38 protein-coding genes and 1 pseudogene are annotated in these 25,987 nt (G+C 51.0%); 11 read left to right on the top strand and 28 right to left on the bottom strand.

Annotated features, from left to right (window positions below; all coding sequences use genetic code 11):
- Window positions 1-45 precede the first annotated feature (45 nt).
- The 8 genes and pseudogenes from ssb to AAA927_RS01220 form a co-directional block, all read right to left on the bottom strand.
- Window positions 46-363 (bottom strand): annotated as a pseudogene (ssb, locus tag AAA927_RS01255) (single-stranded DNA-binding protein); the annotation flags it as partial.
- Complete coding sequence (locus AAA927_RS01250; protein WP_338214939.1) at window positions 363-1,052, bottom strand: putative HNHc nuclease; 690 nt, start codon at window positions 1,050-1,052, stop codon at window positions 363-365. The gene AAA927_RS01250 and the pseudogene ssb, both read right to left, overlap by 1 nt.
- A gap of 4 nt (window positions 1,053-1,056) precedes the next feature.
- Window positions 1,057-1,728 carry an ERF family protein gene (locus tag AAA927_RS01245; protein WP_338214938.1) on the bottom strand — a complete coding sequence of 224 codons (672 nt, stop codon included), beginning with the start codon at window positions 1,726-1,728 and terminating at the stop codon, window positions 1,057-1,059.
- Window positions 1,729-2,214, bottom strand: a complete 486-nt coding sequence (locus tag AAA927_RS01240; RefSeq protein WP_338214936.1) for a siphovirus Gp157 family protein — start codon at window positions 2,212-2,214, stop codon at window positions 1,729-1,731. It abuts the gene before it with no gap.
- 17 nt (window positions 2,215-2,231) lie between these two features.
- A complete protein-coding gene (locus AAA927_RS01235; protein WP_338214934.1) occupies window positions 2,232-2,453 on the bottom strand; it encodes a hypothetical protein in 222 nt (73 codons plus the stop codon).
- Entirely contained in the window at window positions 2,450-2,584 is a 135-nt protein-coding gene (locus AAA927_RS01230) for a hypothetical protein (RefSeq protein ID WP_338214933.1), read from the bottom strand. Before AAA927_RS01230 ends, AAA927_RS01235 begins: the two co-directional genes overlap by 4 nt.
- Window positions 2,574-2,774, bottom strand: coding sequence for a hypothetical protein (locus AAA927_RS01225; RefSeq protein ID WP_338214932.1), 201 nt, complete (start codon window positions 2,772-2,774; stop codon window positions 2,574-2,576). Before AAA927_RS01225 ends, AAA927_RS01230 begins: the two co-directional genes overlap by 11 nt.
- Window positions 2,775-2,880: 106 nt before the next feature.
- Entirely contained in the window at window positions 2,881-3,195 is a 315-nt protein-coding gene (locus AAA927_RS01220) for a DUF771 domain-containing protein (protein WP_338214930.1), read from the bottom strand.
- 52 nt (window positions 3,196-3,247) lie between these two features.
- Between AAA927_RS01220 and AAA927_RS01215 the strand changes: the two genes are divergently transcribed.
- Window positions 3,248-3,433 (top strand): hypothetical protein, encoded by a 186-nt coding sequence (locus AAA927_RS01215; RefSeq protein WP_338214927.1) that lies wholly within the window; start codon window positions 3,248-3,250, stop codon window positions 3,431-3,433.
- A 25-nt stretch (window positions 3,434-3,458) separates the two neighbouring features.
- On the opposite strand, the gene AAA927_RS01210 is transcribed toward AAA927_RS01215, so the two are convergent.
- Together AAA927_RS01210 and AAA927_RS01205 are read right to left on the bottom strand one after the other, a co-directional pair.
- Entirely contained in the window at window positions 3,459-3,692 is a 234-nt protein-coding gene (locus tag AAA927_RS01210) for a hypothetical protein (protein ID WP_338214925.1), read from the bottom strand.
- 247 nt (window positions 3,693-3,939) lie between these two features.
- Entirely contained in the window at window positions 3,940-4,695 is a 756-nt protein-coding gene (locus tag AAA927_RS01205) for a phage antirepressor (RefSeq protein WP_338214923.1), read from the bottom strand.
- Between the two features lie 65 nt (window positions 4,696-4,760).
- Between AAA927_RS01205 and AAA927_RS01200 the strand changes: the two genes are divergently transcribed.
- On the top strand, window positions 4,761-5,075 hold the full coding sequence (locus tag AAA927_RS01200; RefSeq protein WP_338214921.1) for a hypothetical protein: 315 nt from the start codon (window positions 4,761-4,763) through the stop codon (window positions 5,073-5,075).
- Window positions 5,076-5,211: 136 nt separating this feature from the next.
- On the opposite strand, the gene AAA927_RS01195 is transcribed toward AAA927_RS01200, so the two are convergent.
- Together AAA927_RS01195 and AAA927_RS01190 are read right to left on the bottom strand one after the other, a co-directional pair.
- Window positions 5,212-5,430 (bottom strand): hypothetical protein, encoded by a 219-nt coding sequence (locus tag AAA927_RS01195; RefSeq protein WP_338215332.1) that lies wholly within the window; start codon window positions 5,428-5,430, stop codon window positions 5,212-5,214.
- A gap of 176 nt (window positions 5,431-5,606) precedes the next feature.
- Complete coding sequence (locus AAA927_RS01190) at window positions 5,607-5,834, bottom strand: hypothetical protein (protein ID WP_338214920.1); 228 nt, start codon at window positions 5,832-5,834, stop codon at window positions 5,607-5,609.
- Between the two features lie 267 nt (window positions 5,835-6,101).
- Here AAA927_RS01190 and AAA927_RS01185 point away from each other — a divergent pair, with 267 nt between their 5' ends.
- From AAA927_RS01185 to AAA927_RS01145, 9 genes are all read left to right on the top strand, one after another.
- The gene (locus AAA927_RS01185; RefSeq protein WP_338214918.1) at window positions 6,102-6,464 is read left to right on the top strand and encodes a helix-turn-helix domain-containing protein; all 363 of its coding nucleotides are present in this window, start codon (window positions 6,102-6,104) and stop codon (window positions 6,462-6,464) included.
- The gene (locus tag AAA927_RS01180; RefSeq protein ID WP_338214917.1) at window positions 6,457-6,900 is read left to right on the top strand and encodes an ImmA/IrrE family metallo-endopeptidase; all 444 of its coding nucleotides are present in this window, start codon (window positions 6,457-6,459) and stop codon (window positions 6,898-6,900) included. Before AAA927_RS01185 ends, AAA927_RS01180 begins: the two co-directional genes overlap by 8 nt.
- On the top strand, window positions 6,887-7,660 hold the full coding sequence (locus AAA927_RS01175; RefSeq protein WP_338214914.1) for an ion transporter: 774 nt from the start codon (window positions 6,887-6,889) through the stop codon (window positions 7,658-7,660). The genes AAA927_RS01180 and AAA927_RS01175 overlap by 14 nt, the downstream gene beginning before the upstream one ends.
- Before the next feature lie 22 nt (window positions 7,661-7,682).
- The gene (locus AAA927_RS01170; protein ID WP_338214912.1) at window positions 7,683-7,826 is read left to right on the top strand and encodes a LexA family protein; all 144 of its coding nucleotides are present in this window, start codon (window positions 7,683-7,685) and stop codon (window positions 7,824-7,826) included.
- Between the two features lie 114 nt (window positions 7,827-7,940).
- Complete coding sequence (locus AAA927_RS01165; protein WP_338214910.1) at window positions 7,941-8,279, top strand: hypothetical protein; 339 nt, start codon at window positions 7,941-7,943, stop codon at window positions 8,277-8,279.
- A 130-nt stretch (window positions 8,280-8,409) separates the two neighbouring features.
- Window positions 8,410-8,664, top strand: a complete 255-nt coding sequence (locus AAA927_RS01160; protein ID WP_338214908.1) for a hypothetical protein — start codon at window positions 8,410-8,412, stop codon at window positions 8,662-8,664.
- A gap of 24 nt (window positions 8,665-8,688) precedes the next feature.
- Window positions 8,689-9,036, top strand: a complete 348-nt coding sequence (locus AAA927_RS01155) for a DUF1827 family protein (protein ID WP_338214906.1) — start codon at window positions 8,689-8,691, stop codon at window positions 9,034-9,036.
- 151 nt (window positions 9,037-9,187) lie between these two features.
- Window positions 9,188-10,336, top strand: a complete 1,149-nt coding sequence (locus tag AAA927_RS01150) for a site-specific integrase (protein ID WP_338214904.1) — start codon at window positions 9,188-9,190, stop codon at window positions 10,334-10,336.
- Between the two features lie 277 nt (window positions 10,337-10,613).
- Complete coding sequence (locus AAA927_RS01145; RefSeq protein ID WP_338214902.1) at window positions 10,614-11,741, top strand: hypothetical protein; 1,128 nt, start codon at window positions 10,614-10,616, stop codon at window positions 11,739-11,741.
- Window positions 11,742-11,814: 73 nt separating this feature from the next.
- Here the strand turns inward: AAA927_RS01145 and AAA927_RS01140 are convergent, their stop codons facing one another.
- The 16 genes from AAA927_RS01140 to AAA927_RS01065 form a co-directional block, all read right to left on the bottom strand.
- Window positions 11,815-12,168, bottom strand: a complete 354-nt coding sequence (locus AAA927_RS01140; RefSeq protein WP_338214900.1) for a cupin domain-containing protein — start codon at window positions 12,166-12,168, stop codon at window positions 11,815-11,817.
- A gap of 78 nt (window positions 12,169-12,246) precedes the next feature.
- Window positions 12,247-14,175 (bottom strand): heparinase II/III domain-containing protein, encoded by a 1,929-nt coding sequence (locus AAA927_RS01135; RefSeq protein WP_338214898.1) that lies wholly within the window; start codon window positions 14,173-14,175, stop codon window positions 12,247-12,249.
- Window positions 14,176-14,188: 13 nt separating this feature from the next.
- Window positions 14,189-15,514, bottom strand: a complete 1,326-nt coding sequence (locus AAA927_RS01130; protein WP_338214896.1) for a PTS sugar transporter subunit IIC — start codon at window positions 15,512-15,514, stop codon at window positions 14,189-14,191.
- Window positions 15,515-15,681: 167 nt separating this feature from the next.
- A complete protein-coding gene (locus AAA927_RS01125) occupies window positions 15,682-16,704 on the bottom strand; it encodes a LacI family DNA-binding transcriptional regulator (RefSeq protein ID WP_338214894.1) in 1,023 nt (340 codons plus the stop codon).
- A gap of 121 nt (window positions 16,705-16,825) precedes the next feature.
- The gene (locus AAA927_RS01120; protein WP_338214892.1) at window positions 16,826-18,163 is read right to left on the bottom strand and encodes an amino acid permease; all 1,338 of its coding nucleotides are present in this window, start codon (window positions 18,161-18,163) and stop codon (window positions 16,826-16,828) included.
- Entirely contained in the window at window positions 18,160-19,524 is a 1,365-nt protein-coding gene (locus tag AAA927_RS01115; RefSeq protein WP_338214890.1) for an amino acid permease, read from the bottom strand. The genes AAA927_RS01120 and AAA927_RS01115 overlap by 4 nt, the downstream gene beginning before the upstream one ends.
- 147 nt (window positions 19,525-19,671) lie before the next feature.
- Window positions 19,672-20,127, bottom strand: coding sequence for a hypothetical protein (locus AAA927_RS01110; RefSeq protein WP_338214888.1), 456 nt, complete (start codon window positions 20,125-20,127; stop codon window positions 19,672-19,674).
- A gap of 45 nt (window positions 20,128-20,172) precedes the next feature.
- Window positions 20,173-21,363, bottom strand: a complete 1,191-nt coding sequence (locus tag AAA927_RS01105; RefSeq protein WP_338214886.1) for an acetate/propionate family kinase — start codon at window positions 21,361-21,363, stop codon at window positions 20,173-20,175.
- An 11-nt stretch (window positions 21,364-21,374) separates the two neighbouring features.
- Window positions 21,375-22,385, bottom strand: coding sequence for a class I SAM-dependent methyltransferase (locus AAA927_RS01100; RefSeq protein ID WP_338214883.1), 1,011 nt, complete (start codon window positions 22,383-22,385; stop codon window positions 21,375-21,377).
- A 98-nt stretch (window positions 22,386-22,483) separates the two neighbouring features.
- Window positions 22,484-22,666, bottom strand: a complete 183-nt coding sequence (locus AAA927_RS01095) for a hypothetical protein (RefSeq protein WP_338214881.1) — start codon at window positions 22,664-22,666, stop codon at window positions 22,484-22,486.
- Window positions 22,650-23,114 carry a hypothetical protein gene (locus tag AAA927_RS01090; protein ID WP_338214879.1) on the bottom strand — a complete coding sequence of 155 codons (465 nt, stop codon included), beginning with the start codon at window positions 23,112-23,114 and terminating at the stop codon, window positions 22,650-22,652. The genes AAA927_RS01095 and AAA927_RS01090 overlap by 17 nt, the downstream gene beginning before the upstream one ends.
- Complete coding sequence (locus AAA927_RS01085) at window positions 23,083-23,385, bottom strand: hypothetical protein (RefSeq protein WP_338214877.1); 303 nt, start codon at window positions 23,383-23,385, stop codon at window positions 23,083-23,085. The genes AAA927_RS01090 and AAA927_RS01085 overlap by 32 nt, the downstream gene beginning before the upstream one ends.
- The gene (locus AAA927_RS01080; RefSeq protein ID WP_338214875.1) at window positions 23,382-23,789 is read right to left on the bottom strand and encodes a hypothetical protein; all 408 of its coding nucleotides are present in this window, start codon (window positions 23,787-23,789) and stop codon (window positions 23,382-23,384) included. Before AAA927_RS01080 ends, AAA927_RS01085 begins: the two co-directional genes overlap by 4 nt.
- A gap of 17 nt (window positions 23,790-23,806) precedes the next feature.
- On the bottom strand, window positions 23,807-24,112 hold the full coding sequence (locus AAA927_RS01075) for a prepilin-type N-terminal cleavage/methylation domain-containing protein (protein ID WP_338214873.1): 306 nt from the start codon (window positions 24,110-24,112) through the stop codon (window positions 23,807-23,809).
- 1 nt (window position 24,113) lies between these two features.
- Window positions 24,114-25,082 carry a type II secretion system F family protein gene (locus AAA927_RS01070; protein ID WP_338214871.1) on the bottom strand — a complete coding sequence of 323 codons (969 nt, stop codon included), beginning with the start codon at window positions 25,080-25,082 and terminating at the stop codon, window positions 24,114-24,116.
- A gap of 1 nt (window position 25,083) precedes the next feature.
- Entirely contained in the window at window positions 25,084-25,926 is an 843-nt protein-coding gene (locus AAA927_RS01065) for an ATPase, T2SS/T4P/T4SS family (protein ID WP_338214869.1), read from the bottom strand.
- Window positions 25,927-25,987: the final 61 nt, after the last annotated feature.

Genomic DNA, 25,987 nt, shown 5'->3' with positions numbered 1-25,987 from the left:
CTAGAAGGGAAGGCCATCATCCGGCTGGTTTCCTGCTGGCTTACGCTTCGGCTCTAGCAATGAAAAGTTGCTAACGACAACTTCAGTTACAAATACTTTCTGTCCCTGGTTATTGTCGTACGTACGCGTTTGAATATTGCCCTCAATACCAATCAGGGAACCCTTGTGTGTGAAATTCGATAGGCTTTCCGCACTCTTGCGCCAAATCACACAGTTGATAAAGTCGGCCTCTTGCTCTCCTGATGCGTTCTTAAACCTGCGGTCCACAGCCAAGGTGAATTGTGCTACTGCGGTGCCGTTTTGCGTGTATTTAAGGTCTATATCTCGCGTCAGCCGACCGGTTAACGAAACGTTATTAATCATCATTTGTTCCTCCCGTCAAATTCTTCGAACTGTCTCTTCGTATTAAGCCGGAGACTGATAAGGGTTTCTTCGTCTAGCTTCACCGGCTTTATTTTGTAAAAATCCATAAACCAATTGATGCCTTTTTGGTGCCGAATTGTGTGATGTACTCGACAAAGCGGCATAAACTTGTATAGTCGGTTGTCAACGTCATTGCGGTTGCGTCCTGCTCCAAGTGGTGGCTCGTGATCAATATCCGCATGCTTACCACAGATCACACATAGACGATGCTTCAGACACTGCATCATTAGCGGATAATCATCTGGTATAGAGTCCATGTGCTTAGTACTCCACGGCAGCCCATTGTCAAATCCGAATGTGATAACATAGCTCAGATAGGCACTAGCCTCACTCATAGAGCAATTAGACATTGAGAAATATTCAGAGCCGGTCTCGGCCATGTAAAACGCTTTGGTCCACGCCTCCATCTCAAGTGGTGAATATCCAGTGTATAACGCATAATCATTGATCAGTGCCCATATCTTCTTACGCTGGTCAGGGCTGATACTCCGGCCGTCTTCAACCTCAACGGCCACGCTTGGTTTCTTGCCATTCGCAAGTTGATGTAACCTCAGTGTGTCAGGCATTTTATTTAGCCTGACAGTAAGCTCATCACCGCTCAGCTTTTCAATGCTCCCGTTGAGTAGCAAACAATCACCCCGTAATCTTGCTGAGTGCAATCTTTAACTTCCCGAGTTCAGCCTCAGATAACTCGTTGAACTTTGTTGTGACACCCGCAGAACTGGCGATACTCTTATAGATATCGTTTGGCTGGGAACCGTCTTTCGCCGCGAAGTCAGCCAGCAATTGCTTGAACGTGGCCATCTCTTGCGCAGACGCAACGGGAGCATTTTTCTTGTCTGTTGAACTTGGACTTTCGTCAGCATCTCCATCTGTTTCTTGATCGCTAATGTTAAATAACTGCTTATAGAAGTTCTTCTGCGCAGCCGTGGCTGCCTTCATCATCGCTTTCTCAGCGGTATCTTGGCCGCTGCCAAGCATTGATCCGTGCAGCGTTTCGTGACCGTCTGTGATGTCATAACGGCCAAGTACGTCAACATAATGGTTGCTTCCTTTACGCCCCTGCCGATCTTCCTGATTGAGCATTTCGTATGAAGGAATGATCATTAACCCGGTTGCTTCTAGCGCCGGCTTTACCGCGGCCTTAATGGCGGCTTCAGACTGAAAACGGTAGTTATTGAATGAATTCTCGCCATCTTTGGCCACAGGTTTAATCATCTTGCTTGCCATCACAAGCTTCTGGACAATATTTAGTCCCTTCTGCTCAGACATTTCTTGAGTGGCTTCCTGCTTATCTTCTGCCATCTACCGCACCCCCAGTGACACGTTTTCGACCAGCCGTGCGTTCGGTACGTCACGGCCAGATTGCAATGCTTTCTTTAAGTCGGCTTTGTTGACCGCCAACGTGGTCTTAATGAACTCCCGAGGCAGTTGGTTCGGGTCTTCTGGTGTTTGCACGCTGACTGTCCGACGTGTGTAGATGGTGAACAGGGGCGTCTTGATGTGTTCGTGCCCGGTTTCAACCATTGCCTGCACTAGCCGTTGCTTAATCGTAGTAGCGTTTTTCTTGAAGCTAGATCTGCGTTCTTGCAGACGGTTGATTTCGGCGTCAATCTCTTTGACGTCCGCGTCAATGGATTTGTAAACTTTGACGCAGCCGACAGCCTTGTCTTCAAAGTCGCCTTCAATGCTGTCCATCGTGTCAGCGATTAAAGCTGGATCAACGGTGCCGTCTTCTGCCAGTCGTTGTAGGCTGGTAAATTTATCTGTCAGGTCGTATAATGTGCTCATACCCCTTGGTTTCCTTCCTAGTCGCCGGCCTGCATGCCAGCGGCTTTTTTGTCTTCTAATGCTTCGATAAATTCAACCATGTGACTGAACGCGTCGTACTCATTGGCGGCGCGTTGCATGTCATCAAGAGCCTCGCCGTCACCAATCAATGCGGCCATGCGGTCAGCAGCATCATTCTTCTGCTTAATCGCTTCGGCGTAAATATCATTGGCAGATGCCATGTAAATGTGTTCCTTCATTTCGTTTCACCTTCCTTCATGGTTTCCTGCATCTTCATCCACGCTAGCTTCTCTAGCCATTCCCAGCCGTTGCCGCGAATGATTGCCAGGTTCCGGATGCGGCGCAGTCGTTCGTATGTGCTAAGGCTCAAAGTCAATCGCCCCCAGTTCATCGCGTACATAGTCTTCCAGTTCGTCTAGCAGAACCAGTTCGCCGTGGAAGTCATGATAGTCGCGGCTTTCATCGACCGGGTTGCCCTTCCAGTCTTCAAACTGTTGCGGCTCTCCTTCGGCTTCGTGCTGGCGTGATAGTTCAGCCTCGCGGAATTGATCGCGCATCATTCGAAGTACCCCCTTGGATCACGCATGAAGTACCCGATCATGAGCGCCATGATAACCACCGGAATGGCCCGCGGGTGTGATAATACAAACTCGATTAGTTGTTGCATCATGACTTAGCCTCCTTCGCAATGTTGCGGAACTCTTTCCGCATGAACTCGCTGAACGCCAGCGGCTCGAACCGCCAGCCCATCTGGCCATGGTAGTTGAATGCGAACCCGTCAAGCTGTCGTTGGAACCGCGGCTGGTTGAGGATGTGCTCGCTCAGCCAGGTTGGCGTGACGCCATAGCGTTCTTGGACTTCCTTCGCTGACCACCAGCGGCGGTAGTCAGGATCGTGCTTGAGCTGGCCTGCAACGGCTCGATCCACGGCTGTTTTGATTGCCTCCTGAATTAATGGCATCAGATCTAATGTGGGTGGCATATCCGATGCCTCCTTTTTGTGAGATAATTCACCTCGGAAGGAGATGAATTTCATGACCGATAAAGAAGAGCGTGCTCACGACTTTGCCATTGCTGTTGTTTCGGCAGCTCTTAGACACATGACCGAAGAACGTCTTGAGGAAGAGCTTGTTGAACTAACTGATCCTGAAGAATATGCAGAACCGAACACACTTCATGTTTATAAATCTGTTTATGAAAATGCACTACGTAATCTTTAGACCCACTAATCCGAATTAACTACTCTTATCCCAGTAGGTTCTTGAAGAATCTTTGCCTTTCATCCTTTGTCATGCTGTCAAAGGGATTTTTGTCAGAAACAATCAGCTCAGCTTGGCGAGCCAGTGAATATGCCTCTGCCAACTTCTGAATAAGTTCTGAGTACTGACTGATGTTTGCCAAATCGTTCTGCTTAGCCATGACATCCTGTGCTTCGCGCATCGCTTTGAGAATAAATCCGGAGATTTGCTTGTCGTTCATTTGGATACTTCCTTACTGTGGCGAGGTCATTACTCTCGACCAGTCTTCGGACACGCTTCCACCATGTCCTTCGTGCAACGGTACTAATTGGGTAAAGATTTAATCAGTAATGATGTGGCTTAGGCCACCTTTTTGTGTCTAATAAACATGCATTTGCCTAAGATCATGATCCAACGGCATGTAAAATTGCCTTCAGCATTGGAATAGCTAGTCTTGAAAATTCCTGTTTTCATTACATTTCCTCCTTTTATAGAAATCTGTTGATAAAATACTGCTGACCTTTGCCAGTTACCTTTGGGGTCTTCTGAACTGTGACATGGCCGTCCGAGTGACTGATCGCCGTCTCTTTGACCTCGAACAGGCCTAGCTCCATCGCTCGTTGTGTCGGTGAGTTATAGTCAGCACCAATCCGTTTGATCAGATAGCCTTTCTCACGTAACCAGGCGAACAACCGCTTGGCACCAATGTCAACGCCGTTCTGCTTGAGAACCTTGGTCAGGTCACCGACCAAGATAGTTGTGTGACTGGTGGCTACCGCGTCTGCAAACAACGCTTTGGGTTTCATCGCCTCGTTGTCGGCTGCGAGAGCCGCTGTCTTGGCTTGCTCGTCCTTGAGCTGAGTTGCCAAGCCGATGATGAAGTCAGGATTGAGGATTGCTTTCTCAATCGTCTCAGGCGTCATGTATGCGCCGTGCTTGCGGATTGTTGGGAGAACTTCAGATGTGACCCAGTGCTTGAACTCTTTTGCGTTTGGCATCTTGCTGGATAGAACTAAGCTGTACAGGCCGGACTCGTTGATGACGGTCATCATTCGGTCCTGACCTGAGGTACTGATTTGGTACTTCAGCCTGTCTTCAGCGTCAACATGTGCATTGATGTCCCGGCTACCGTTTTGATAGCCAAGCACCTCTGCGACATCTTTGCCGACAAACATCGGTTGATTGTCGACCAACACGGTGCGAACCTGTTGCCCGTGAAAATCAAACAGTTGTGGTTCATTCAATTTGTTTCCTTCTTTCTTTTCCCCTTCCTCCGGCGGATAATGAATCCGGAAAGGAGGCGATAAATATGAATAATGGTTTTGATGACCTTTCAGACTTCTTTGACCATGCGGCCAAAGAAGCTGAGGCGATGAATGGCGAGCACGAATATACCTTTGACGAATTGTTCCCACCGTCATTTATGATGAAGTACACTCATTCAGCATCAATTGATGTCTTTCTGAGCGATCTCGGTGTCACTGATGCCGATTCTTTCGAAGCTTTGCCACAAGAAAGCTTAGAAGCGAAAGTCCAGGCCGACACACAGTTCTCTTCTTGGAAAGAGATGAACCAACAAGCAGCGAACGACCTGTTCCTGCGACGGACTGGTCTCGGACAATAGTGTCAATTTCGCCTAGGGTCTTATGAAGTTGTTCCGTCTGGGTTACGACCAGTTGGAGCAGCTTTTTTAGTTCGTCAATGTTCAGGCTGACGGATGTTTTATAGTCACCGATTGGTTTACTCATTTCTCCTCCTTGCTAGCCCAGCTTTAGAAAGTTCGACTGATACTGAATAAGGTTGTAAGCGTATTGAAGGCTTGCGTATGCTTGGTCATGCGTCAGGTCTTCTTTTTTCATGAGGTGAACAATTTGCTGACCAATTTTCTCAGCTTCATCACCAAAGTATTCACTTGGCATGTTGTTACGCTTAAACTTGGTCAAGTAATGCTCACGTGCAGTCTCACCGCTTTCGTTCATTTGGATACCTCCTTGATTACTTGTCTGACTAGTCTTCTCGACAAACTGCTTGATAATGTCAATCTCAGCTTCTTTAAAACCCAAGCGGTTGAGTCGTGCGATTGTGGTTTGCTGAAATAACCATGGTACGGGGTTCACTTTTGTGGATCCCGTATTTTTCTCTTTTTCGTTCACACCTATGCCTCCTTTGATTTGACGTACTCGATAGCCTTCGCCCAACGATACTTGTCTCGCGGCGATGCAATTAATCCTTTGCCGTCTGTCATCACCTTCAACAACTTCGTCATCACCTGTTCGCTGATACCCAAGGCTGCGGCAACATCTTTCTGTTGAATTCCTAACTGATCAAGCTGATAAGCCCAATCACGCCGAACACGTGTCCAGTCAAATTGCACATTTGGCATTTCTTCACCTCCTTCGCATAAAAGCTTTAATTAATTCATCAAGTAGTTGCATTGAATTAGCACAGGTGCTAAACTCAGTGCATAGCAAATAACCTAACTGCCACGCTCCCATCGGTTCTTTCTCGCCAAAGTCCGCACCGATAAGAGCTTGTTAAGTTGCTGCTTAATTACTTGATGAACTTATTATTACGCATATAGGCCAAGTTTGCAACTACCAATTTTGCCTTTGTGCTAATATTATTCGTCATGACAAGGAGAAACGCCGCCATGACAACGTTTGAGCGGATAAAAAAGTTAGCACGTAAGCAAGGAATGACTCTAGCTCAGCTTAACGAGGCGGCAGGATTGGGCAAGAATTCGATTTACCATTGGTCTACAAAAACGCCTTCAACCGACAACCTCAAAAAGGTGGCAGATCAGTTGCACGTCAGTGTTGACTACTTGCTTGGTAATACAGATAACCCTTTACAGGCCAGTTCTAGGCCTTCGGATCCGGTTGACCTAGCAGGCACCAATATCTTCACCTACCAGGGAAAACCAATTCGCAAAGACGATTGGGAAATCATCCAGGCTATTCTTGCACGCCATGACCGTGAAACAAAGAAGAAGGGCAACAACGTAGATGATTGATGACTTGTTAGACACGATTCGTAATATTGCCTGGGATCTGGGTATCGGGTGGGAGGTCGCCCAACTTCACCCAGAACAATCACCTCTCGTCGACACCGGCCGCAGACTAATTATTCTTAACTCCAACTGGCCAAATAAGCGCGAGATGCCTTTCCAAGCCGCCCACGAGCTTGCCCATGTGATTAATGGCGACGTTGGCACTTATTACTACACGCGAGAACGCACCGACAGCCGAATTGAGGGCAGTGCTAACCGCCAGGCTCTGAAAATACTTGTACCCTTGTATTTTCAGAGCATTGATCGTGAGAACGCAAATGTACAGCAATTTATGGTCGATCTATCTATCCCCTCTTGGTTAGAGCCCAAGGCTGAGGAAACTATTGGAGCATTTTACTGTCGACTTTGCAAAACTTCAGGGGGTGATGTCGACGACTAAAGACAGCGTCACATCTTCTCGCTTATTGCGGTACTATAATGTGATTATGGTCGTACTGGCCTTACTGTCGGTGGCAATGGTAATTTCTGACTACTCAGGACTGCTTTCGCTTGACCAAGCGCCATATCTTTATATCGACTGGGCTATCCTAATAATTTTTGCTGCTGACTATTTCACACGGCTGTTCAAGTCAAAGAACAAGTGGCGGTTTTTCACTCACAACTTCTTCGACTTGCTGGCGATTATCCCCTTTAATGCTTTCTTCTCGTTTTTTCGAATTGGCCGAGCCTTTCGATTGTTGAGGTTTGCAAGGGCATTACGCTTCACTAGACTTGCAGGCTTCCTCGGAATCATACAGAAACGGGCCAGTGAGTTTCTTCACAGGACTGGACTCATCTACTACCTTTGGCTTTCAGTGGCACTGATCATTATTATGGCAGCAATCTACTCCATAACGGAGTCAACGAGTTATTCTAATTCGCTCTGGTGGGCTGTCGTCACTGCAACCACTGTCGGATATGGGGATATCTCACCGCACACTACGTTAGGCAGGGTTGCCGCGGTGATTCTGATGTTCAATGGAATTGGGCTCATTGGCACGCTTACCAGCTCTATCACGGCATATCTCTCTGAGGACAAGCCGCAGGACAAGCCGTTTAGCGTTGCTGATGAAATCGAGAAATTGGGCAAGCTTAAAGATGATGGCAGAATAACCGAGCAAGAGTTTGATTCGCAGAAGTCTAAGCTTTTGCGCAAATAGAAATCGTTTTGCCGTTGTCCGTGTGGCCGACGAAGGCGTCACATTCAAGCAGGTATCCCGCGATTATCAACAAAATAAAATTGTTCTACACTCACTGAATGATGCGTACCCTGACCGATACTTTGATCCAGAAGATATCATCATCATAGGCGTTGTGCTGAACTAACCCACCAAGCAGCAGGCACGGGCAGGACGTGCCGTGGGCGTACGTCCAAATAGTCAAGACGTTAAAAGCTACCCATGTGAGTTGTAGACAGATTTATTCCAAGGAGATCGACACTTGATGGACAACAAAAAGTTGAGAATATTAGACATATGGTTAGTCTCATTTACGCTTTTGCTTCTCTTACTGGCAGGAGTGGCAGCTTTGTTACACTATCAGAGCTCAAAAATGATGGTCGTCGTGGTTACGCTTTTTGGCCTGATTATTATTGCCTTGTCCACTTATAGATATTGGGTTGCTTATCCTGAGTTTAAAGGTCTCAGAGCGCCAATACTTGTGCCAAAAGCGGTTGGCCTTGGTTGGTCAATAAATCCAAGAAATCCAATTGGAATGGTACTGATCATCGCCCTTGTAGTCTTGCTGTTAGGTGCTATGATATCCGCATTAATTAGCTAACTTATCTATATTAAGAAAGAACTTGGCTGCGCAACAAAACCCGTCTAGCGGCATGGTCGTGCGAGCCGACCAACGGGCGTTGAACCACTTATCCAATCAATGCCTAAAACGATTTATTGGAGGAACGCTTATGGAAAACTCTGTAATAGTTAGCATTTATAAGTTTGAGGATAAGAAGTGGACTAATTTCGAAGCCGTGCCAGTAAAAAAGTACGAGTGTTCCGTCTTGCTCGATATTTCAAATTCACAAATATTTACTGCTAAAGAAAAGGTTGAGCTTAACAATTGTATTGTTGTATCAATAAAGAAAATCAAGAATAAAAGTAAGCTTTCTGAAACACCACAATTCATTAAGCCTGTGTATGGTCCAAAATCAAACCAATAATTTGCCATAAAGGAGGCCCATATTATGAAACTCATAAAAGCTAGTATTACATCATATCAAGAACTATCTAGAATGATGCCAAGAATCACTAGCTATTTAGGGAACAAACCAGTTGTTCACTTTAGTGTATATACTTTGGGCGCGTTAGATGTATTCTACATCGAGCAAATCGATGACGTAGACATTATCATACGTTCAAGAGGAAAACGAATAAGCAAACAAGCCATTAATTTTGTCATATCTAAGCTAATGCCAGAAGATAGCCTATCTGACTTAGAGATTGACGCGCAATTCATCAACAAGCTTCCTGACAGACCCGGGGAAAAATATAAGCAAATTGTACTGATTAGACGAAAAAATGAAACGGCATAAATACCATGCCAATGAAATAGTTGTTCCAATTTCCAATATAGTATAGAAAAAGCGTCTACCCCTCACCATGGCCGGTCGGGTAGACGCTAGGGCAAACAGCACCACGAGTGTGCTCTTTGCGTACCCCAGTATAGCACACGGAGGTGAAATCATGGCATCATTTCGGAAACGTAGCAGCAAGTGGGAATACCGAGTTTCTTACCTAGACAAAGATGGTGAGCAAAAAATCGTGTCACACGGTGGCTTCCGCACCAAGCAGCTAGCTTCCGCAGCGGCCGAAGAAGTAGAGAAAGCCAAGCGTAATGGCGGCGACCTCTCTAATCGTGACGTTACCCTAGCTGACTACTGGGATGCTTGGGTTGCCCGCTACAAGACTGGCAAGCACACTATGATAACAGAGAAGCGTTATCCCATTATTGGAAAAGAGTTGCGTGCCGGGTTCGGCAACCGGCTTCTGCGGGAAGTGAGACCTTCCGAATGGCAGGACTTCATGAACCAATTCGGTGAAACCCGCAGCCGGTCTACCGCTCAGCGGTTAAATGGCTATGTCCGATCAATGGTCAAGAACGCCATCAACGATCAACTGATTTCTGTTGACTTCACCCTAAATGTTGAGCTGTCTGGTAGTCGTGGTAAAAGTGAGGCAGATAAGTTTCTGCAAGCTGATGAACTGCAAGCTATCATGACCGATGCACTCAGCCACGCCAGCTACAATAACATCTCTAACTGCTTAATTTATCTTGGCGCGGTTAGTGGTGCCCGGTACAGCGAGCTGGTCGGTCTGACATGGGGTGATGTTGATTGGGGCACCTCCTCAATCAACATCAACAAAACGTGGGACTATCACTTTGGCCAAGGGTTCCAGCCCACCAAGACACCTTCTAGCGTGAGAACGGTCAGCCTAACGCCAGAGGCTATGGCACTACTGCACAGGCTCAAGTCAGAGCAGACCGCGTACTATATCCGCACAGGGAGGCGTGATGATCTACAAATGGTGTTTCGTAATAAGCAGAACACTGTGCCGACAAATGCTGCTGCCAATAAAGCGCTCAGGGCCATTGAAGATCGGGTGGAGAAAAAAATGGACCGACCACTGTCTGCCCAAATTACCTTTCACGGACTGCGCCATTCCCATGTGTCATTTTTGCTCAGCAGGAACGTCGATATCTACTACATCTCAAAACGGCTTGGGCATTCTGACATTACCATCACTTTGCGCGTGTATTCACACATGCTTGATGATAGTCGGGAAAAAGAGAACAATCTTGCCCTGGAGGCCTTGGAAAGTCTGGAAAACTGATTGGACGTCAGTTGGACAAAACGTGTTCTGATGCTTGCTATAACGCGGTTCTTCCATGGACGTCGTCTCCATCGTAAGGTCCGGGTTGGTTGAGGTTTCAACTGACGCGGACTTTTTTCTTTACCAGCTGATAAGAAAATTCTGCCTGACAAGTATGACTTTTCTATGCCGAATACCTAAATATTTGTTGCGACTCACCAAGCTGACGCGAATTGGATTGACAATCCAGCTGATTCTTCGCATGATGGCGATAGCGAAGCCTACTAGGAGAAAAAACGTGAAAAAAACGATTCTGATGTTGCTGACAGTCGCCGCAGCTGGCCTGCTTGCCGCCTGTCAAAAGGCGCCGTCCACCTCAGCTGTTTACCAGCATACCACGGCAGTGCTGGCCCAAAGCGACCAGGTTTGGCGCGAGGTGCAAGCCGCCACGGCCACGCAAACCGCAAGCGCTGGTCTTGGCAGTGAAACTGCCCAGGCCGCCAGTCAGCTCAGCCCTTGGGTCACCGACGCCGGCAAATTTTATCATGGCGCTGCCCAAAGTCAAACCACCTATCAGGCGGTGAAGGCAGGCGTGTCGAAGGTCACAAATCCCAACCCCAAAATCAAAACGAAATGGGCCACGGTGAAGCAAATCAACCGCACCCTCAAGACCTTGGGCGCCACGAAGCAAATCACCAGTCGCAACGACCTGGTTTACATTAAAGAAGCGGATGGGAGCATTGCTCAAAGTCCAGTGGGCTATTTGATTCAAGGTGATGCCCTGTACGCCGTGCAAATGGCCTACACCACCGGCGAAACCGGTGACGTCATCAACCGTGGCAACAAGTTCACACGTAAAATGGCTTACGCCAGCGATCAAGTAGTGAAACTCGCCGCCATTACTGGCACCTGGCAAACCAAGGCTGGCCAAACCGCCGTCGTCAAAAACAGCCAGCTCTTCGCCGCTCAAAATGGGGCCTACACCCGCGGCCAGATTGAAAATCTCGGCCAATACAGCACCAAAACGCTTTACACCAAAATTGCCTATCAGCTGCGGCAGACTCAGCTCAGCAAGGCGCAAGTCAAGCTGAGCCACCAAAGCCTGGCCAGCGGCGATGTCTACAATAACCTATACGTCTTTTTGACCCCTACCAAAATGGTCGCGGTCAATGCAGCGGGTCAAGCAGTGCTTTACACCAAGCAAAAAACCAATCAAGCCAGTCTACCCAGTGACATCTTCACCATTTTCAGCCAGCTTGATAAGCGCTCCTCCAGCACCCTCGCTGGCTCGCTGCGGCCCCAAGGCAAGCAACAATATCTGGTCGGGCTAACGGTGAACCTGCATTTCATCACGCAAAACTACGCTGGCGGCGTGAACGGCACCGATCCGGTCACCATTAGTAAAGGCAAGATCAGCGTCAACTAACTACCAATACACTAAAAAATCGCATTACCGGCCAGGGTCGGTAATGCGATTTTCACGTTATGGGGTACAACACTCAGGCCTGCAGAAAATCCTCTCGAATCGGCGTGAATGAATCAAGTAGCTGACTATCATCTTCCAAGGGTATGCAGCCGTGGAACAACCGCGCGGGAAAATAGATGCCATCCCCGGCTTTAACCACTTGAATGTCATCATGATCGGGATATTTGATGATGAACTTAAAGGAACCTTTCAAGACATAAGTGGTTTGGACATGGGGGTGATTATGCACTGGAATGGCCGTCTCCGGATCCAACCCCTTCTTGAAGAAAATACGGGCATTCATGAGCTGGTCACCATAGGCCAGCACCTCCCGGGAAGAATTGTCGTCTAGTTGATCGATGTGTAAATCTTCTTGCTTAAAAAACACTGCGCATCACCTTCCACCCTAACCTTTCACAATGAACGGTTAGGTTACTCATTTAAGCGTCCGTTTGACCATGACGCCTTATACTGTAACAATCATCGTCAATGCCGCACTCGGGCCATTGAAGCGGGCAAGCACGGTAAAGCGATTGTCTGTATTGGGATTGCCCACGGTTTCTAGGAGATAAAAAGCCGCCGGCAAGGCACTGGCAAAGCTGATCGTGGCCCCGCTTCGAGGATCATGCAGGGTCAAGTGCTGCCAATCGTTGACCTGATAGGCTTCATGCACTACCGCCGGATCCAGCTGCTGCTGGTAGAATGGCACTTCGCGTAGTGGCGTGAGCGTGGCCGCCCCAGCCGTCACCATGATTGGCACATCAAAATGCTGCACAACATCGATGGTATGGCGAACGCTGGCCTCGGCGCTACTCGTGATTTGAACCGTTTGCGCGGTTAGTTTCACTGCTTTGGAAATGGTAACGCCAGGATACTGGTCGGTGGAAATCAAGCGATAAGCATCTGAACCCATGCTTTTGATTTGGCTATGATACATGATTTCATTATTCGCTTCATCGATAATCACGGCGTTATGCCCCAGTGGGGTGTTATACCACCTGCGTACGAGTTCACTACCGTACCCGACATTCGACAAATCCTTGGCCAAGCACTGACCATTTACGGTTAGTTCGGTGTTAAACGGGTCATAATGGGCATGCGAGCGAGAATAAACCCCATATTTCAGGAAAACATTAAAGGTGGCATTCTTAAGCATCAACAGATGTGCGTCTGGATAATTAGCACTTTGAACCGGACGCAACTGCGGCTTAGCAACTGGAACCTGGCCAAGCAATAATCCGGTTGCAGAAGTATCGCCCCAGAAGCGTTCATCTTCAATCGGCAAGGCCACTCGCGCCGCCTGCTGCGACAGCACCGCAGCATAAGCTTGCTGGATTGCAGCATTGTCAGGGTAACTAACCGCCAGTAGCTCAAAAACATTGAGATAGGTTTTGAGATTGACATTTGGCCACCCGTCATTGGGATTGGGAAAAGTTCCGTTATCAAACGCGATTTTGACACTGAATTGAGCCATTTCAGCACAGGCGGTCTCGAGTTGCTGGTCACTTTGACCATACCGGTGCAGGAAAAAGCCGAGGTAACCTAAGGCCTCAAGCACGTAATGATGGTAATGAATCGAGCCCTCGTACCAGAAACCACTAGGCAGTAAACCATGCGTCAAATGCTCATGAATCCCCAAAGGACGGTCTAGGTCTTGCGGCGCATAGGTGCCCGTCATCAGTTTAAGAATCTGAATGCAGACCTCCCGCCACAGGGTAATATTATGTTCGATAAACTGCTGCTTTTCCAAAAATTGACAAGCTGGCCCGAACAGCTCGTGTTTGATGCGGGCCTGCTCCTCATCGCTAAACAGCGGCAAAGACATTTGGTAACAAAGGCTGATTCTGATTAAGGCAATGGCTTCGGATAGCCCCTGCGCCATGATTTTACCAGGGCCTTGAAAATTGATGGCGTAATCGCCAAAGGTCCAGTCCGTGGTATGCGGATCGAACGCCACCTTATGAGCGGCCAAATCGGCTTGCACCCGATCATAATCATGCATATCTGGCAACCGCTTGGCCTTAATGTGAATGGGAAACTCCCGGTAATGATCGGCATAAAAGAGAATGACCTGCCGAATAAAGCGTGCGTACCGAGCATCAGCTCGCTGACGATTCATAATCACCGCCAGTTTCAGCATTTGCAGGGTTTTGTTGCGCATGATCGTGACCCAAGCGAAGTTCTTTTTGTCATCCGTGTAAACCCGGCCACATTCTGGGCAGGTATGCGCATGTGGCTGCGTCGGGTCGTAAATCAGGTAACTACCATCGTCATCGCAAAAGTAATGATGCCGCCAGCCAGACATCCAGCTGGCATCATCATGCCAATCGGCAATGAAGGCATCGAGTTCCTGCCGCACGGCTTGGCTATCAATCATTGTTCGTGCATTGTTCATTAATTATCATCCTTTAGGCAACAGTTTGATCAGCACTGGCTTCCGCTTGTTTTTGGGTCACCCGGTCACTAATCTTCAAGAACGGCAAGTACATGGCGGTGGCCAAGGCGATAAAGACGATTTGAATCACGACTGCCCGCCAATCACCACCTGTAGCCAGATAGCCACTAATCAACGGTGGGGTCATCCAAGGAATGAAGACCACGGTCCGTGAGACCCAGCCCATGGCAGTTAAGGCATAGCCCAAAATCGACAGCACAAACGGCACGCCGACAAACGGAATCATCATTGGCAGATTGAAGACAATGGGGAACCCATAAATTAATGGCTCATTGATATTAAAGATCCCTGGCGCGAAGGACAGGGCCCCAATCCGCCGACTTGGCGTGTAACGCGAGAAAATCAAAATGGCCAGCAATAAAGCAATGGTACACCCACTACCACCCATCTGGGCAAATACCGTGACGAATGGCTTGGTCAAGATGTTCGGTGGGAGCACACCTTTGGCAAAGGCCGCGGCGTTTTCGTTAATATTAACAATCAGCAGGGGTTCAAGCACCGTGCCGAAAATGACGGCCTGGTGAATCCCGAAAGTAAACAGCAAATTGCCTAGTGAGAAAATCAGTAAGTAACCTGGCAAACTGGTATTGATGCGGCGTAGCGGTTCCTGAATGAAGGTGGCAATCAAGGTAATGAGATCCTTATTCAAGAACACTAGCATCAACGCGGACAACAATGCGCAGATGCTGATGGTCAAAATCGTTGGAATCATACCGGCAAAGGATTTGCCCACCTGCGGCGGCACGTTTTCGCCAAGGTTGATTTGCAGGTGTTTATTGTTGGCCAAAGTCATAAAGAGTTCCGTGACCAGCAGACCAACAATCACCCCAGCAAACATGCTTTGCGTGCCGAGGTCTGTGTACATCACCGCCCCAGCGATGCTGACGGGCTTGGTGGCCCCGGTCGGAATGATTTGGTTGGTCAGCGGCATAAAGGTGATTAAGGCGCCAATCGCCACCGCGGCGGCCCCAATCGGATTAGAGAAACCTTTATGCTGGGCCAAGGTGTACGCACAAATCGGTGCCACCAACAGGCCGCAGATATTAAGAGTGGCGTTATTAATCAAACCACCCCAGGTTTGAATTTGAACCAAGGTGTCGCCTTTAAAAATCACCGGGAACAGCACGCTGTTCAGCAGCGTGCCTAACCCTGCAAGAACAAAAAATGGCATCAAAATTGAAAAGGTATCGCGCAATGACTGCAAGTGAACTTCGGCGCCAATGCGACCAGCGACACTAACAAAACGGTCACTGAATTTGGGCTTGGGTGAAGTTTCCATTTGAATATCCCTCCTATAAAACGCTATATTGCCAATAAGTAAACCGGTTTAGTTAATCTGCAGAAGATAAACCGGTTTGAATTAACTAAACCGGTTTATCTACTTTGAATAATAAAACCTGAATTCACTTTTTACAAGCGAATTCAGGAATTTTTTGGGTCCATTTTTTAAGTGATGGCATTTAAGTCGCGAACGGACTCTCGCACATGCAATTGCGGTTGTTTGCGAATGATTGCCGGTGCCGCTGACGCTGGTGCTTGGATTTTAGCCAGCAGCAAAGTCGCGGCCGTAAGCCCAATTTCGGTGACCGGCTGCGCCACCGTCGTGATTGGCGGTTCGTAAAACCGGGCAAAGGACACATCATCTAAGCATACCAGTGACAACTCCTGGCCAACATGCAGGCTCGTCGTCCGAACCCAATTCAACGTATCCTCAAGCAGCATGTCGTTCGTTAAAAACAAGGCAGTTGGTGGCTTTTTGACCGCGAAGAGCCTGGTCAGGCGCGCCGCCACCTCGCTGCGTTCACAACTGATGATGTCAGCTTTGACCACGGGCAGATGATGGGCCGCCAAGGTGTCGAGATACCCCTGCAAGCGCTCCTGCCGGGTAGTGATTTGATCGCCAAGCGGCAAGGTCACAATGCCAATGCGTTGATGGCCACGGCTAATCAATTCCTCAACGGCCAGCTGGGCCGCCAGTGGATTGTCCAGCAAGACGCTATCGATTGGCACATCAGGCAGATAGCGATCAACGAACACAATCGGAAAATCGCGCTGGGCGAGTTCTTGATAATAAGCGGTGTTTTGTTTGGTTGGGAACACGATAATGCCATCTATCTGACGATTGATGAACGACGTGATCAGCTGCTTTTCGGTGGCTGGGTCGTCATGGGTCCGCGCAATCACGACGGTGTAGCCCTGTTTTTGACAGTACCCTTCCACCGCCGAAATGAGTTGAATTGAAAATCGCGATGACAGCGAAGCACAGACAATGGCGATGATTTTGGTGCGCTTTTGTTTCAGACTCTTCGCCACTTGATTCGGCTGATAATCGAGCGTCTTAATGGCCGCGGCAATCTTTTTGCGGGTAGCCGGGCTCATAAAGTTATAGTGATGATTTAAGTATTGGGAGACTGTGCTTTTTGAAACGCCGACATAATCGGCGACATCCTGCATCTTGGGTTTCGTCATATGCTCCTCCATCGGAAAGTGCTACCTAGGCTCAATTCTAATGGTTAACTGCCGTCAGCGCAATCAGCTGCATCTGCCTTCAGCCATAGAAAAAGACCACCAAACCGAAGTTGGTGGTCAATTAGCGTCGTGCTTGCACCCAAGCCAGGCCGGTCAAGGCCAACAACCCAACCCCTGCCGCCAAGGTGGCCGTGGCGGTATCACGATTGAGAAACATCAGCACAAACACAAAGGCCAAAAAACCAATCACGTACCAGTCCCCTGCCGGAAACAGCGGCGCCGCGAAAATCTGGGCCGCTGCGTGCCGCCGATACCGTAAATGGGCAATGATGATCATCAGCCAAACAAACAAAAACGACACCGTTGCCGCACTGGAAACCAGCGTGAACACTGAGGCCGGCAGCACCGCATTTAGCCCTACCGCCAGCGCAATCACTAAGCTGGAAACCATCAGCGCCCGCACTGGCACCTGGCGCCGTGACAATTTGGTCAAGCCGCGCAGCCGCGGTTGTTTGATACTCAGCTCAAAGAGCAAGCGACCGGCACTGTACAGGCACGCCATGCAGGCGGACGCCGCTGCCGTCAAAACGACAAAATTGATTAGCCCAGCCGCACCGGGAATACCCAGACTGTGAAAGACCTGGACAAAGGGGCTGCCAGTTTGATCAACCGCAGACCAAGGAAAAAGACTCATCAACACCACTAAGGCACCGACGTAAAGCGTCAGCACGTTGATGGGCAGCCAGTTAATCACCTTCGGCAGCGTCTGGCGCGGGTTGTGGGTTTCAGCGGCAGTCAGACCCACTTGCTCGATGCTAGTGAAGCTAAAAGTCACCATCTGGAAGCTAAGTAAAAAGCCGCGCAAGCCCCGGGGAAACAAACCGCCATGCGTCGTCAAATTAGTCAAACTTGCGGTCCCACCAGCCGTCTGGACATGACCACCAATCAGCACGACCCCGACGCCAATCAGCGCCACAATCGCCACGACTTTGATCATGGCAAACCAGAATTCCAGCTCGCCAAAGGTGCCCACTGAAGCCAGATTGACCAGTAGCAGCACCACTAATGCCACCAAGCCTGGCAACCACTGCGGCAAGCCGGGCCACCAGAACCGAATGTAAACGCCAATCGCGGTTACTTGCGCCATGGCCACGGCCACCCAGCAGAACCAGTATGTCCAGCCCGCCACAAAGGCGGCTTTGGGGCCCAGATGATGCTGGAGCAAGTCCAAAAACGACCGGTCCCCGCCATCAGCCAGCAGCAGCTCCCCTAACGCCCGGAGCAGGAAAAAGCACATCAGCCCGGCCAGGAGATACGCAAAAATTAAACTCGGCCCGGCAACATGAATCGACTGACCGGCGCCTAAAAAGAGCCCTGTGCCAATCGTGCCGCCAATCGCGAGCAGCTGCAAATGCCGACTGGTCAGATGCCGCGCCAATTCCGGCGCCTCGCGCCTCATTGGCCAGCCCCCTTTCGGTCGTGCCACCAGCGGCCGCCACTCAAAATCAGCATCCATAACAGTGCCAACGTCGCGGGCAGCACAGTCGCTTTGTTCAACAGCATAATCACCCCAGTACCAGCCAAAAACAGCAGCACAAAGAAATCTGCCACCGGATACCATGGCGCCACATAGCCGCTAGGGTGCTGATTCTGCCGGCGGTATCGCAAATGCGCTAACACAATGGCGCCCCACACAAACAAGAAGCTGGTGGTGGCGACACTAGAAATCAGCTGAAACACCGCCCCGGGCAGGAACAAATTCAGTATCACCGCCAAGGCAATCAGCAGACTGGACGCCACAATGGCGTTCGCTGGCACCTGGCGCCGGGACAGTCGCCCAAAGCGTTTGAGCAACGGATTTTTGCTTTTGAAGGTCAAAGAAAACAGCATCCGGCCGGTGGTGAAAATGCTGGAGTTGCAAGCCGAAGCCGCTGCCGTCAGCACCACAAAGTTGATGATGTCAGCTGCCGCTTTGATGCCAACGTTATTGAACACCTGGACAAACGGACTGGTGGCCGGGCTCACGGCTGACCAAGGATAGATGCACATGATCACCGCCAAGGCGCCGACGTAAAATAAAATGATGCGCAGCGGTAGCTCGTTGATGGCCTCGGGAATCACTTTTTTCGGATTGGCCGTTTCGCCGGCGGTCATTCCCACCATTTCGATGCCGGCAAAGCTAAAGGTCACCATTTGAAATGAGGCCAAAAAACCGCCCAGGCCGCGCGGGAAAAAGCCACCATTGTTCACCAGATTCATGACACTGGCATGGCCACTGCTGGTGGGGTAATGCACGGCAATCATCCAAACGCCAATCACAATCAAGCCAATAATGGCGCCGACCTTGATCAGGGCAAACCAGAACTCGGTTTCCCCGAACAACCCCACTGAGATCAAATTCAGCAGCAGCAAAAGCACCAGTGCAATCAGCCCCGGTAGCCACTGCGGCAAGCCCGGTAGCCAGTAGCGAATATACATGCCAATCGCCGTCACTTCGGCCATGGCAATGGCGAGCCAGCACAACCAATAGGTCCAGCCCACCACAAAACCGGCGCGCTCGCCGAGATAACGATGGATAAAATCAACAAAGGAATGCTGCGAGAGATCTGACATCAACAGCTCGCCCATGGCCCGCATCAGCAAAAAGCACATGCCGCCGGCGAGCAGGTACGCCAAAATAATCGACGGCCCGGCCAGGTGAATCGATTGGCCGGCCCCGAGAAATAAGCCCGTGCCAATCGTGCCGCCAATGGCGATCAACTGCACATGGCGACTTTTGAGGCTGCGTGCCAAGTCGGCTTGTTGGTGCTGTGTTTCCATCAAAATCCCTCCAGACATGTTATCTATTGTAGCCTTCTTGTTGGGGAACCAAAAGGCCGCCGCACCGGCGTTTGCCACGCAAAAACGCGGTCAGCTCCCGTCTGACCGCGCTTTTACTCACTTATTGAACAGATAGATGAAAATTATTCACTGCACAATGACCACGCGCTTGGGCTCCATTTTCTCGCCTAAAAACGCCGCCACCGTTTCGGCTGGCTGCCGCAGCTGCAACCTAGCTACTGTGACGGTACCAACCGTGGCTTCAAGCACACAACCGCCAGCAACCGTGGTGAGTTGCACCGCGGCCAGCGTGTACAAGCCGGTCACTCGCCCGACGCCGGTAATCAGCGAATCCGCAGTGATACCGCGGCGCCATAAGGCAAACAAGGCCAGCATACCAGCGATGAAAAAGCCGCTGATATAATCCGCCACCGTGTGGCTCGAGGCCACTGTGAACCCGCCAATCATCACTGCGGCCACGGCATAGAAGCCCACCAAAAACCGATTCGGGCGGGCCGTGAACACCAATTGCAGCCGCACGAAAATCAAAACGCCTAGCGCCAATACAAATACTGCGAGATAGATCCAGCTCAAAAAGTCCATGGCCAGCCTCCTTAACATAAAAAAGGGCCGCAGCCCCTTTTTGGTTTACTTGCCTAAGCGCATGACGTCGCGGGCAATCATCAGTTCCTCGTTAGTCGGCACCAACAGGACCTTCACCTTCGAGTCATCGCTGGAAATCAGCCGTTCTTTGGCCATGACATTGTTGCGCTCGTCATCGATCTTGGCGCCAAAGACACTCAAGGCATCAATGATTCGCTTACGCATCACAATGTCCCCTTCGCCCATGCCAGCCGTGAAGACCAAGGCGTCGATGCCGCCCATTTCGGCGATGTAGCCGGCCACGTACTTCACAATGCGGTTGACGAAAATATCAATAGCGAGCTGCGATTCCGGCCGCTCATGGCGCGTTTGTTCCAGCTCCCGCATGTCAGGTGACAACCCGGACAAGGCATAAATCCCAGATTCCTTATTGAGGATATTCACCATGTCCTCAGGATCGGTGATGTGCAGCTTTTGCATCAGGAAAGCGACCAAGGAAGCGTCGATATCCCCACTGCGCGTGCTCATCGTCACCCCAGCCAGCGGGGTGAAGCCCATTGACGTATCGAAGGACACGCCGTCTTTTTCGGCCGTGATGGAAACCCCAGAGCCCAGATGCATGGTGACCATCTTCAAATCCTTGAGATCCTTGCCCAGCATTTCAGCCGCGCGGTGGGAGACATAACGATGGCTGGTACCATGGGCACCGTACTTCCGAGCGCCGTACTTTTCATAGTATTCGGGCTTGATGGAGTACAAGTAGTTCATCTTCGGCATCGTGCTGTGGAAGGAGGTATCAAAAACCCCGATTTCTGGCACGCCAGGCAGCAGCTTCATGAACGCTTTGATGCCTTCCGCTTCGGCTGGGTTGTGCAACGGGGCATATTCGGCCAAGGCTTCGACTTCCTTGAGGGACTTTTCATCGAGTCGTTCTGATTCCTTGAAGCGCTCGCCACCAGCGACGATGCGGTGACCGACCCCTTGGATTTCCTTGTAGTCGGTAATGATCTTTAATTCGATCAAGGCTTTCAGCAGCATATCAACGGCCATTTCTGCCGTTGGAATATCCTGGTTCACGACGTATTTTTGACCGTCGCCATACTTGACCTTGAATTCGGAATTGGACAATCCCATCCGATCGACCATGCCGCTGGCGATCACATGCTCTTCAGGCATCTGGAATAATTTCCACTTAAGCGTTGAACTACCGGCGTTGATTGCTAGAATTTTGGGCATTTTGACATCTCCTACGCTAAATTTTGCTTGGCCCAATCATGAACCGAAGCGATGAACTGGCGAAAAGCCGCTTGGTCGGTCAAGGCTGGGAACGCGCCTAGCAGCACTTGTTTGACCTGATGCGTCTTGGGACCAGGGTTTTGCAAAATCAACAATGACTTTTGGGCTTTGCTATCGGCAAACAAGTTTTGCGGTAGGTTCAAAAGCCCTTGAAAATGAACCGAACGCGTTAACCAGGCGGTCAAGCTCTTGGCCTCATCGGATTGAAAGACACTGCTTGGCACAAAGAATAGACCTAACCCGCCAGGCTTCAAGGCGCGCAGACTTTGCTCAATCAGCAAATGGTGCGCATATGAATGGCCTTTAGGCGCAGCCGTTTCGAACTGCTTGGCCCGGTCATCCAGCGGATAATAGCCCACCGGCAGATCAGACACCACTAGATCAGCATCCTGGACCACTAGCGGGCCCAAAGCATCCTGATGATAAAGCGATACATCCAGTTGCTGGAGCGCACTACTCATCCCAACAAAAGCCAGCAAGGTATCGTCGTTATCCACGCCCACGCCTTGCACCTTGACCTTCAGCGCCGCCGCCAGCTGATTCATGGCAGCAAACAGCAAGTTGCCTGAGCCCACTGCCAAGTCGGCGACCTTGACAGTTTCTTTTTGCGCCTTGATGAACACCGTGGCGATAAAGGTGGCCAGCTCGGCCATCGCATCAGGTGTCACCTGTTTGTTCGGCTCCACCCCATCAATCGTAATGGCCTTCACCAGCAGTAGCTGCAGCGCTTGGCGGCATTCTTCAGCCGAAAACGTGCTCAAATCCAGTGGCGCGAATAAGGCCTCCAACTTAGCCGTGGCGTCGGCATCGGGCACGCCATCTTGATGATTGATCATACCAGTTTGTAAGTCTTCGCCGGCTTCAGTGGCCGCCTCAACAAAACTGGTTTTGACTTGCTTGTGCAGCAAAGTCGCGGCCTGGTCTAAGGCCGAATATAACGATTCCATGTGCTCATTTGCCACGCCTGTGGACCCCCTTAGTCGTACAGAACCATTCTACCGGTGCTTAAAGGGTTATTCAAGCAAATAAATGAGCAAGCAATCGCCACTAAGCGCCGCGTTTACGGCAATGGAAGCCTTTTCCATTGATTAAAGGCTTCACGCATGGCTTGATCCTCTTTGGCTAATTGGGCCACATAATCGGCATGCCACACCGAAATCTGATACAAACTCCCTGCTCCTACCAGCGTTGCCAGCGCCAGCAGCGCTAACGCGGAGAGCAACGCACTACCCCGCCGTCGCATCGACCGCCACCCCCGTGTACTGGCTGCCATTTAGCATGGTCAGTTGGTACTGCACCACGCCGGGGCGCAATAAGGTGAACCGGATCTGCAAGGCGCCGTACAGCAAAGGGCTGTATCCTTTCTCACTGCCGTTGGTGCCTGAAGCGGAAAACTGTAAGTAATCACGGCCATCGACTGAAGAGGCCAGCCGCTCTAAAATCCGGATTTGCTCCGGTTGCGTTCGCGGCCCCACATGTTTGACCTTGAGTTGGCTCGCCGTCACCGTCAGGATTTCACTTTCGCTCACATACCGCTCAATGGCAGCGGCGGCTTGATAATAATCCAAGTCCGCCGCTGGTGGTGCGGCCACCGTCAGTTGAAAGAGCGGGCGCCACCACAACGCCAGACTCGCCATCAGGCCCAAAGCCATCACCACTTCAGTCATCGTCGTTGCCGAATGTGAACGCAAACCGCTGGCCTCCTTCAAGCGCCTCCACGCCGCCGTTAGTGACGGTCACCTGCCAAGTATGCTGCCCAACGCTGATGCTTTGACTACCGGTTTCACCTGGCGCAAGCAGTTGAAGCGCCACCCTGGCCGCGTAGCGTGCTTCCAGCGCGCGTTGCACCTGAGCAACCTGGGTTTGGTAGGCTGTTTGCACCAACACCACCCACAACACCACCATGGCCACCACGGCAATGGCAGCCAAATGCTCCGCTAGCACACTGCCACGCCGTGTCATTTGCTTGCCTCTTCTTTCTGCCGGAACAACCCCCACTGCATTTGAAAACTGAGCGTCACTAAGCGGCCATTACCGCGAATCAATTTAATCGCTGTCACGCTAGAAAAAGCGCCGGCACTGCTATACGTGATCACACCGACACCAGCGGTCAATGCCATGCTGGCTGGCACCCGCAGGTAAGCAAAGCGGACATCAGCGAGGCTATAACTCAAAGCATCTGCAGTCACGGTCAACTTGCCGGTTTGGCCGGTTTCATCCACTCGCCGGCGCAGGGTCGTCCAATTGACCGCCACGGCGCGCAGAAACACTTCCTCCTGCTGATGCGCCAGCAACTGCCGACCTACCACCAGACTGCCGGCGGCCAGCAAGATAGTGACTGTTAACGCGGCCAACACTTCCATCAAGGTGAACGCTCGCCGGGTCATGGCGCGGCAAAGGCATGCGGCTGATAGCTGGCCGCGCTGAGTTGCTCGACTTGTTTTTGGGTGATGATACCCGCCTTCACCAAACTAGCGGCGGTGGCAAAATCAGCCTCATTGCGGCCCGTCTGGCTGTAAGCAATCTCGATTTGGGCATTGACGGTGGCCACCATGCTTTGCAACTGCCGAGCGTTAGCCTGATCAACTTGGGTTTTGATGGTCACCACCAAGGTCAAGGTCAGCACAATAATCAGCCCCAAAGCAGCAAGCACTTCAATCAAGGTAAAAGCCCGGCGCCGTTTTTTCATGTCAGTAACCTCCCAAACCGCCATACAGCGGCAGTAGCAGTTCACGATACATCAGGACGATTTGACCACCAATCAACAAAAACATCACCGGCTGCACCACTGCCAGCCAGCGCGTCAAGGTCGCTTCAAAAGCCTGCAGGCGCTGGGCGGCAAACACCCGCATCCCTTCCGCTACCACTTTTTCGGACTGACCTAGGCTCATCAATTCCGCCACGGCTGGCTCAATCAGCGGCTGCTGAAGGGCCGCGCTCGCCTTGGCGCCTTGGGCCAAGGCCGTTTGCACCGCCTCAGCAGTCGCATGCAGCGGGCTGGTCGCTAACTGACTCAGCTGGCGAAGATAATCTGGCAAGGTCAAGCCAGCCGCCAGAAATTGCGCTAAGCCGCTAGTAAAAAGATATTGATAATACTGCGTGGCCGCCACGCGCACGACTGGCAGGCCCAGGAGCCACTGCGCTCTTTTGGGGGCCGCGGCCTGGTGAAACCGCCAGCCCATGAGGCTGCCAAACACTGCCACCCCGGCGAGACCCAGGGCTTCTTCGGCCAACAGTGGCGACGGGCGTGAGCTTAACAAGGGCAGCACGCCAATCATTAACCCCACTTGCAGCACCACCAGCAGCCCAATCAACACCGCCGGATACAAGAGCAGTAGTTGTAGTTTACGGCGACTTTGGGTTTGAACCTGCATGAATTGGCTGGCGGCGCCCAGTGCGCCGGCCAAATCGCCATGCCCAGTGGCCAGCGTCAGTTGCTGCACAATCACCGAATGAAAACCAATCATCGCCGCTCCTTCGGCCAACGGCGCCCCCGCTGCCAACTTGGCGGTGAGCTGCAGCCAGTGCGGTTGATACCCGGGAAAATTTAACCCAATGATGGTCAGTGCCACGCGCAACGAAAAACCGGCCATCAAGAGCTGGCGCAACTGGGAGCAGACTGCCACCTGCACCGTCAGCGGAATCTTTCTGCGCGTCATGTCATCCCTCCTGTCCCACTGCCAGCGTCACCTCAGGATGCACGACTGGCGTGAAGGCCAATTTCACCGCCGCAGCGACTTGCACTGCGGCTGCGACCAGCTGGGGCGCGACGCCAAGTGATTGTAGTCGTAGCCAGACCAAGTCGGCACGATTGGCATGCACCGTTGTCAACACCGTGTGGCCGCTGATGGCCGCCTCACAAGCAATCGTGGCTGTTTCTAAATCCCGAATTTCGCCAATCACCAACACATCAGGCCGGTGGCGCAGCGCGGCTTTGAGCAAAGCCGCATAGCTCATTGCCGCCTCGGGATTGACCTGCAATTGCAAAAAAGTCGGCTGCCAAATTTCCACGGGATCTTCGATGGTCATCACCATCTGCGTCGCCGCCAGTTCAGTGGCAATTTGATACAACAGCGTTGTTTTGCCGCTGCCGGTGGGGCCGCAAAGCACCAGCATGCCGGTATGCTGCAGCGCAGCCAAGAGTTGCGTCACCACTGGCTGACTCCAGGCATCCAATCGCGGCACGCCGTATATCAGCCGCGCCACCAAGGTCTCTTGGGCCTGAAAATCGGCCACCGTGCTCAGCCGCAACGTTAGCTGTAAGCTCGGCACCGTCACCGCCCCCAACTGGACGCGCCGCGTTTCCGACACGTTCATCCCGGCGTCGTATTTCAAGGCATTGATCCAATTACGGCCCTGGGCTGCGGCCACAATCTTCAGCAACCTCGGACCACTGGGCACGCGGAGCATAACCGCCAGGCCATCAGGTTTGGGCAGCAAATAAACATCGCTCGCTTGCTGTGCTTTGGCCTGACGGAAGATTTCAAGCAGTGCCGCATCCATTTTGACCACCTCGCATAGATATTTCGCAAAGCGGCGCATCAAAAAAGCCCTGAGCTGAAGT

The organism is Lacticaseibacillus salsurivasis (assembly GCF_036246225.1).
GTDB lineage: Bacteria > Bacillota > Bacilli > Lactobacillales > Lactobacillaceae > Lacticaseibacillus > Lacticaseibacillus salsurivasis.
This window is presented reverse-complemented; position numbering and strand designations above follow the sequence as displayed.

Excerpts from the sequence above, each read along its gene's own strand:
- AAA927_RS01195 (WP_338215332.1), bottom strand. The coding sequence starts at position 5,430 with ATGAACGAAAGCGGTGAGACTGCACGTGAGCATTACTTGACCAAGTTT.
- AAA927_RS01065 (WP_338214869.1), bottom strand. The coding sequence starts at position 25,926 with ATGGATGCGGCACTGCTTGAAATCTTCCGTCAGGCCAAAGCACAGCAA.
- AAA927_RS01130 (WP_338214896.1), bottom strand. The coding sequence starts at position 15,514 with ATGGAAACTTCACCCAAGCCCAAATTCAGTGACCGTTTTGTTAGTGTC.
- AAA927_RS01115 (WP_338214890.1), bottom strand. The coding sequence starts at position 19,524 with ATGGAAACACAGCACCAACAAGCCGACTTGGCACGCAGCCTCAAAAGT.
- AAA927_RS01180 (WP_338214917.1), top strand. The coding sequence starts at position 6,457 with ATGATTGATGACTTGTTAGACACGATTCGTAATATTGCCTGGGATCTG.
- AAA927_RS01175 (WP_338214914.1), top strand. The coding sequence starts at position 6,887 with ATGTCGACGACTAAAGACAGCGTCACATCTTCTCGCTTATTGCGGTAC.
- AAA927_RS01160 (WP_338214908.1), top strand. The coding sequence starts at position 8,410 with ATGGAAAACTCTGTAATAGTTAGCATTTATAAGTTTGAGGATAAGAAG.
- AAA927_RS01190 (WP_338214920.1), bottom strand. The coding sequence starts at position 5,834 with ATGCCAAATGTGCAATTTGACTGGACACGTGTTCGGCGTGATTGGGCT.
- AAA927_RS01200 (WP_338214921.1), top strand. The coding sequence starts at position 4,761 with ATGAATAATGGTTTTGATGACCTTTCAGACTTCTTTGACCATGCGGCC.
- AAA927_RS01210 (WP_338214925.1), bottom strand. The coding sequence starts at position 3,692 with ATGAACGACAAGCAAATCTCCGGATTTATTCTCAAAGCGATGCGCGAA.
- AAA927_RS01085 (WP_338214877.1), bottom strand. The coding sequence starts at position 23,385 with ATGACACGGCGTGGCAGTGTGCTAGCGGAGCATTTGGCTGCCATTGCC.
- AAA927_RS01095 (WP_338214881.1), bottom strand. The coding sequence starts at position 22,666 with ATGCGACGGCGGGGTAGTGCGTTGCTCTCCGCGTTAGCGCTGCTGGCG.
- AAA927_RS01105 (WP_338214886.1), bottom strand. The coding sequence starts at position 21,363 with ATGCCCAAAATTCTAGCAATCAACGCCGGTAGTTCAACGCTTAAGTGG.
- AAA927_RS01120 (WP_338214892.1), bottom strand. The coding sequence starts at position 18,163 with ATGAGGCGCGAGGCGCCGGAATTGGCGCGGCATCTGACCAGTCGGCAT.
- AAA927_RS01075 (WP_338214873.1), bottom strand. The coding sequence starts at position 24,112 with ATGAAAAAACGGCGCCGGGCTTTTACCTTGATTGAAGTGCTTGCTGCT.
- AAA927_RS01220 (WP_338214930.1), bottom strand. The coding sequence starts at position 3,195 with ATGCCACCCACATTAGATCTGATGCCATTAATTCAGGAGGCAATCAAA.
- AAA927_RS01155 (WP_338214906.1), top strand. The coding sequence starts at position 8,689 with ATGAAACTCATAAAAGCTAGTATTACATCATATCAAGAACTATCTAGA.
- AAA927_RS01215 (WP_338214927.1), top strand. The coding sequence starts at position 3,248 with ATGACCGATAAAGAAGAGCGTGCTCACGACTTTGCCATTGCTGTTGTT.
- AAA927_RS01150 (WP_338214904.1), top strand. The coding sequence starts at position 9,188 with ATGGCATCATTTCGGAAACGTAGCAGCAAGTGGGAATACCGAGTTTCT.
- AAA927_RS01245 (WP_338214938.1), bottom strand. The coding sequence starts at position 1,728 with ATGGCAGAAGATAAGCAGGAAGCCACTCAAGAAATGTCTGAGCAGAAG.
- AAA927_RS01135 (WP_338214898.1), bottom strand. The coding sequence starts at position 14,175 with ATGAACAATGCACGAACAATGATTGATAGCCAAGCCGTGCGGCAGGAA.
- AAA927_RS01185 (WP_338214918.1), top strand. The coding sequence starts at position 6,102 with ATGACAACGTTTGAGCGGATAAAAAAGTTAGCACGTAAGCAAGGAATG.
- AAA927_RS01110 (WP_338214888.1), bottom strand. The coding sequence starts at position 20,127 with ATGGACTTTTTGAGCTGGATCTATCTCGCAGTATTTGTATTGGCGCTA.
- AAA927_RS01125 (WP_338214894.1), bottom strand. The coding sequence starts at position 16,704 with ATGACGAAACCCAAGATGCAGGATGTCGCCGATTATGTCGGCGTTTCA.
- AAA927_RS01225 (WP_338214932.1), bottom strand. The coding sequence starts at position 2,774 with ATGATGCGCGATCAATTCCGCGAGGCTGAACTATCACGCCAGCACGAA.
- AAA927_RS01070 (WP_338214871.1), bottom strand. The coding sequence starts at position 25,082 with ATGACGCGCAGAAAGATTCCGCTGACGGTGCAGGTGGCAGTCTGCTCC.
- AAA927_RS01240 (WP_338214936.1), bottom strand. The coding sequence starts at position 2,214 with ATGAGCACATTATACGACCTGACAGATAAATTTACCAGCCTACAACGA.
- AAA927_RS01235 (WP_338214934.1), bottom strand. The coding sequence starts at position 2,453 with ATGAAGGAACACATTTACATGGCATCTGCCAATGATATTTACGCCGAA.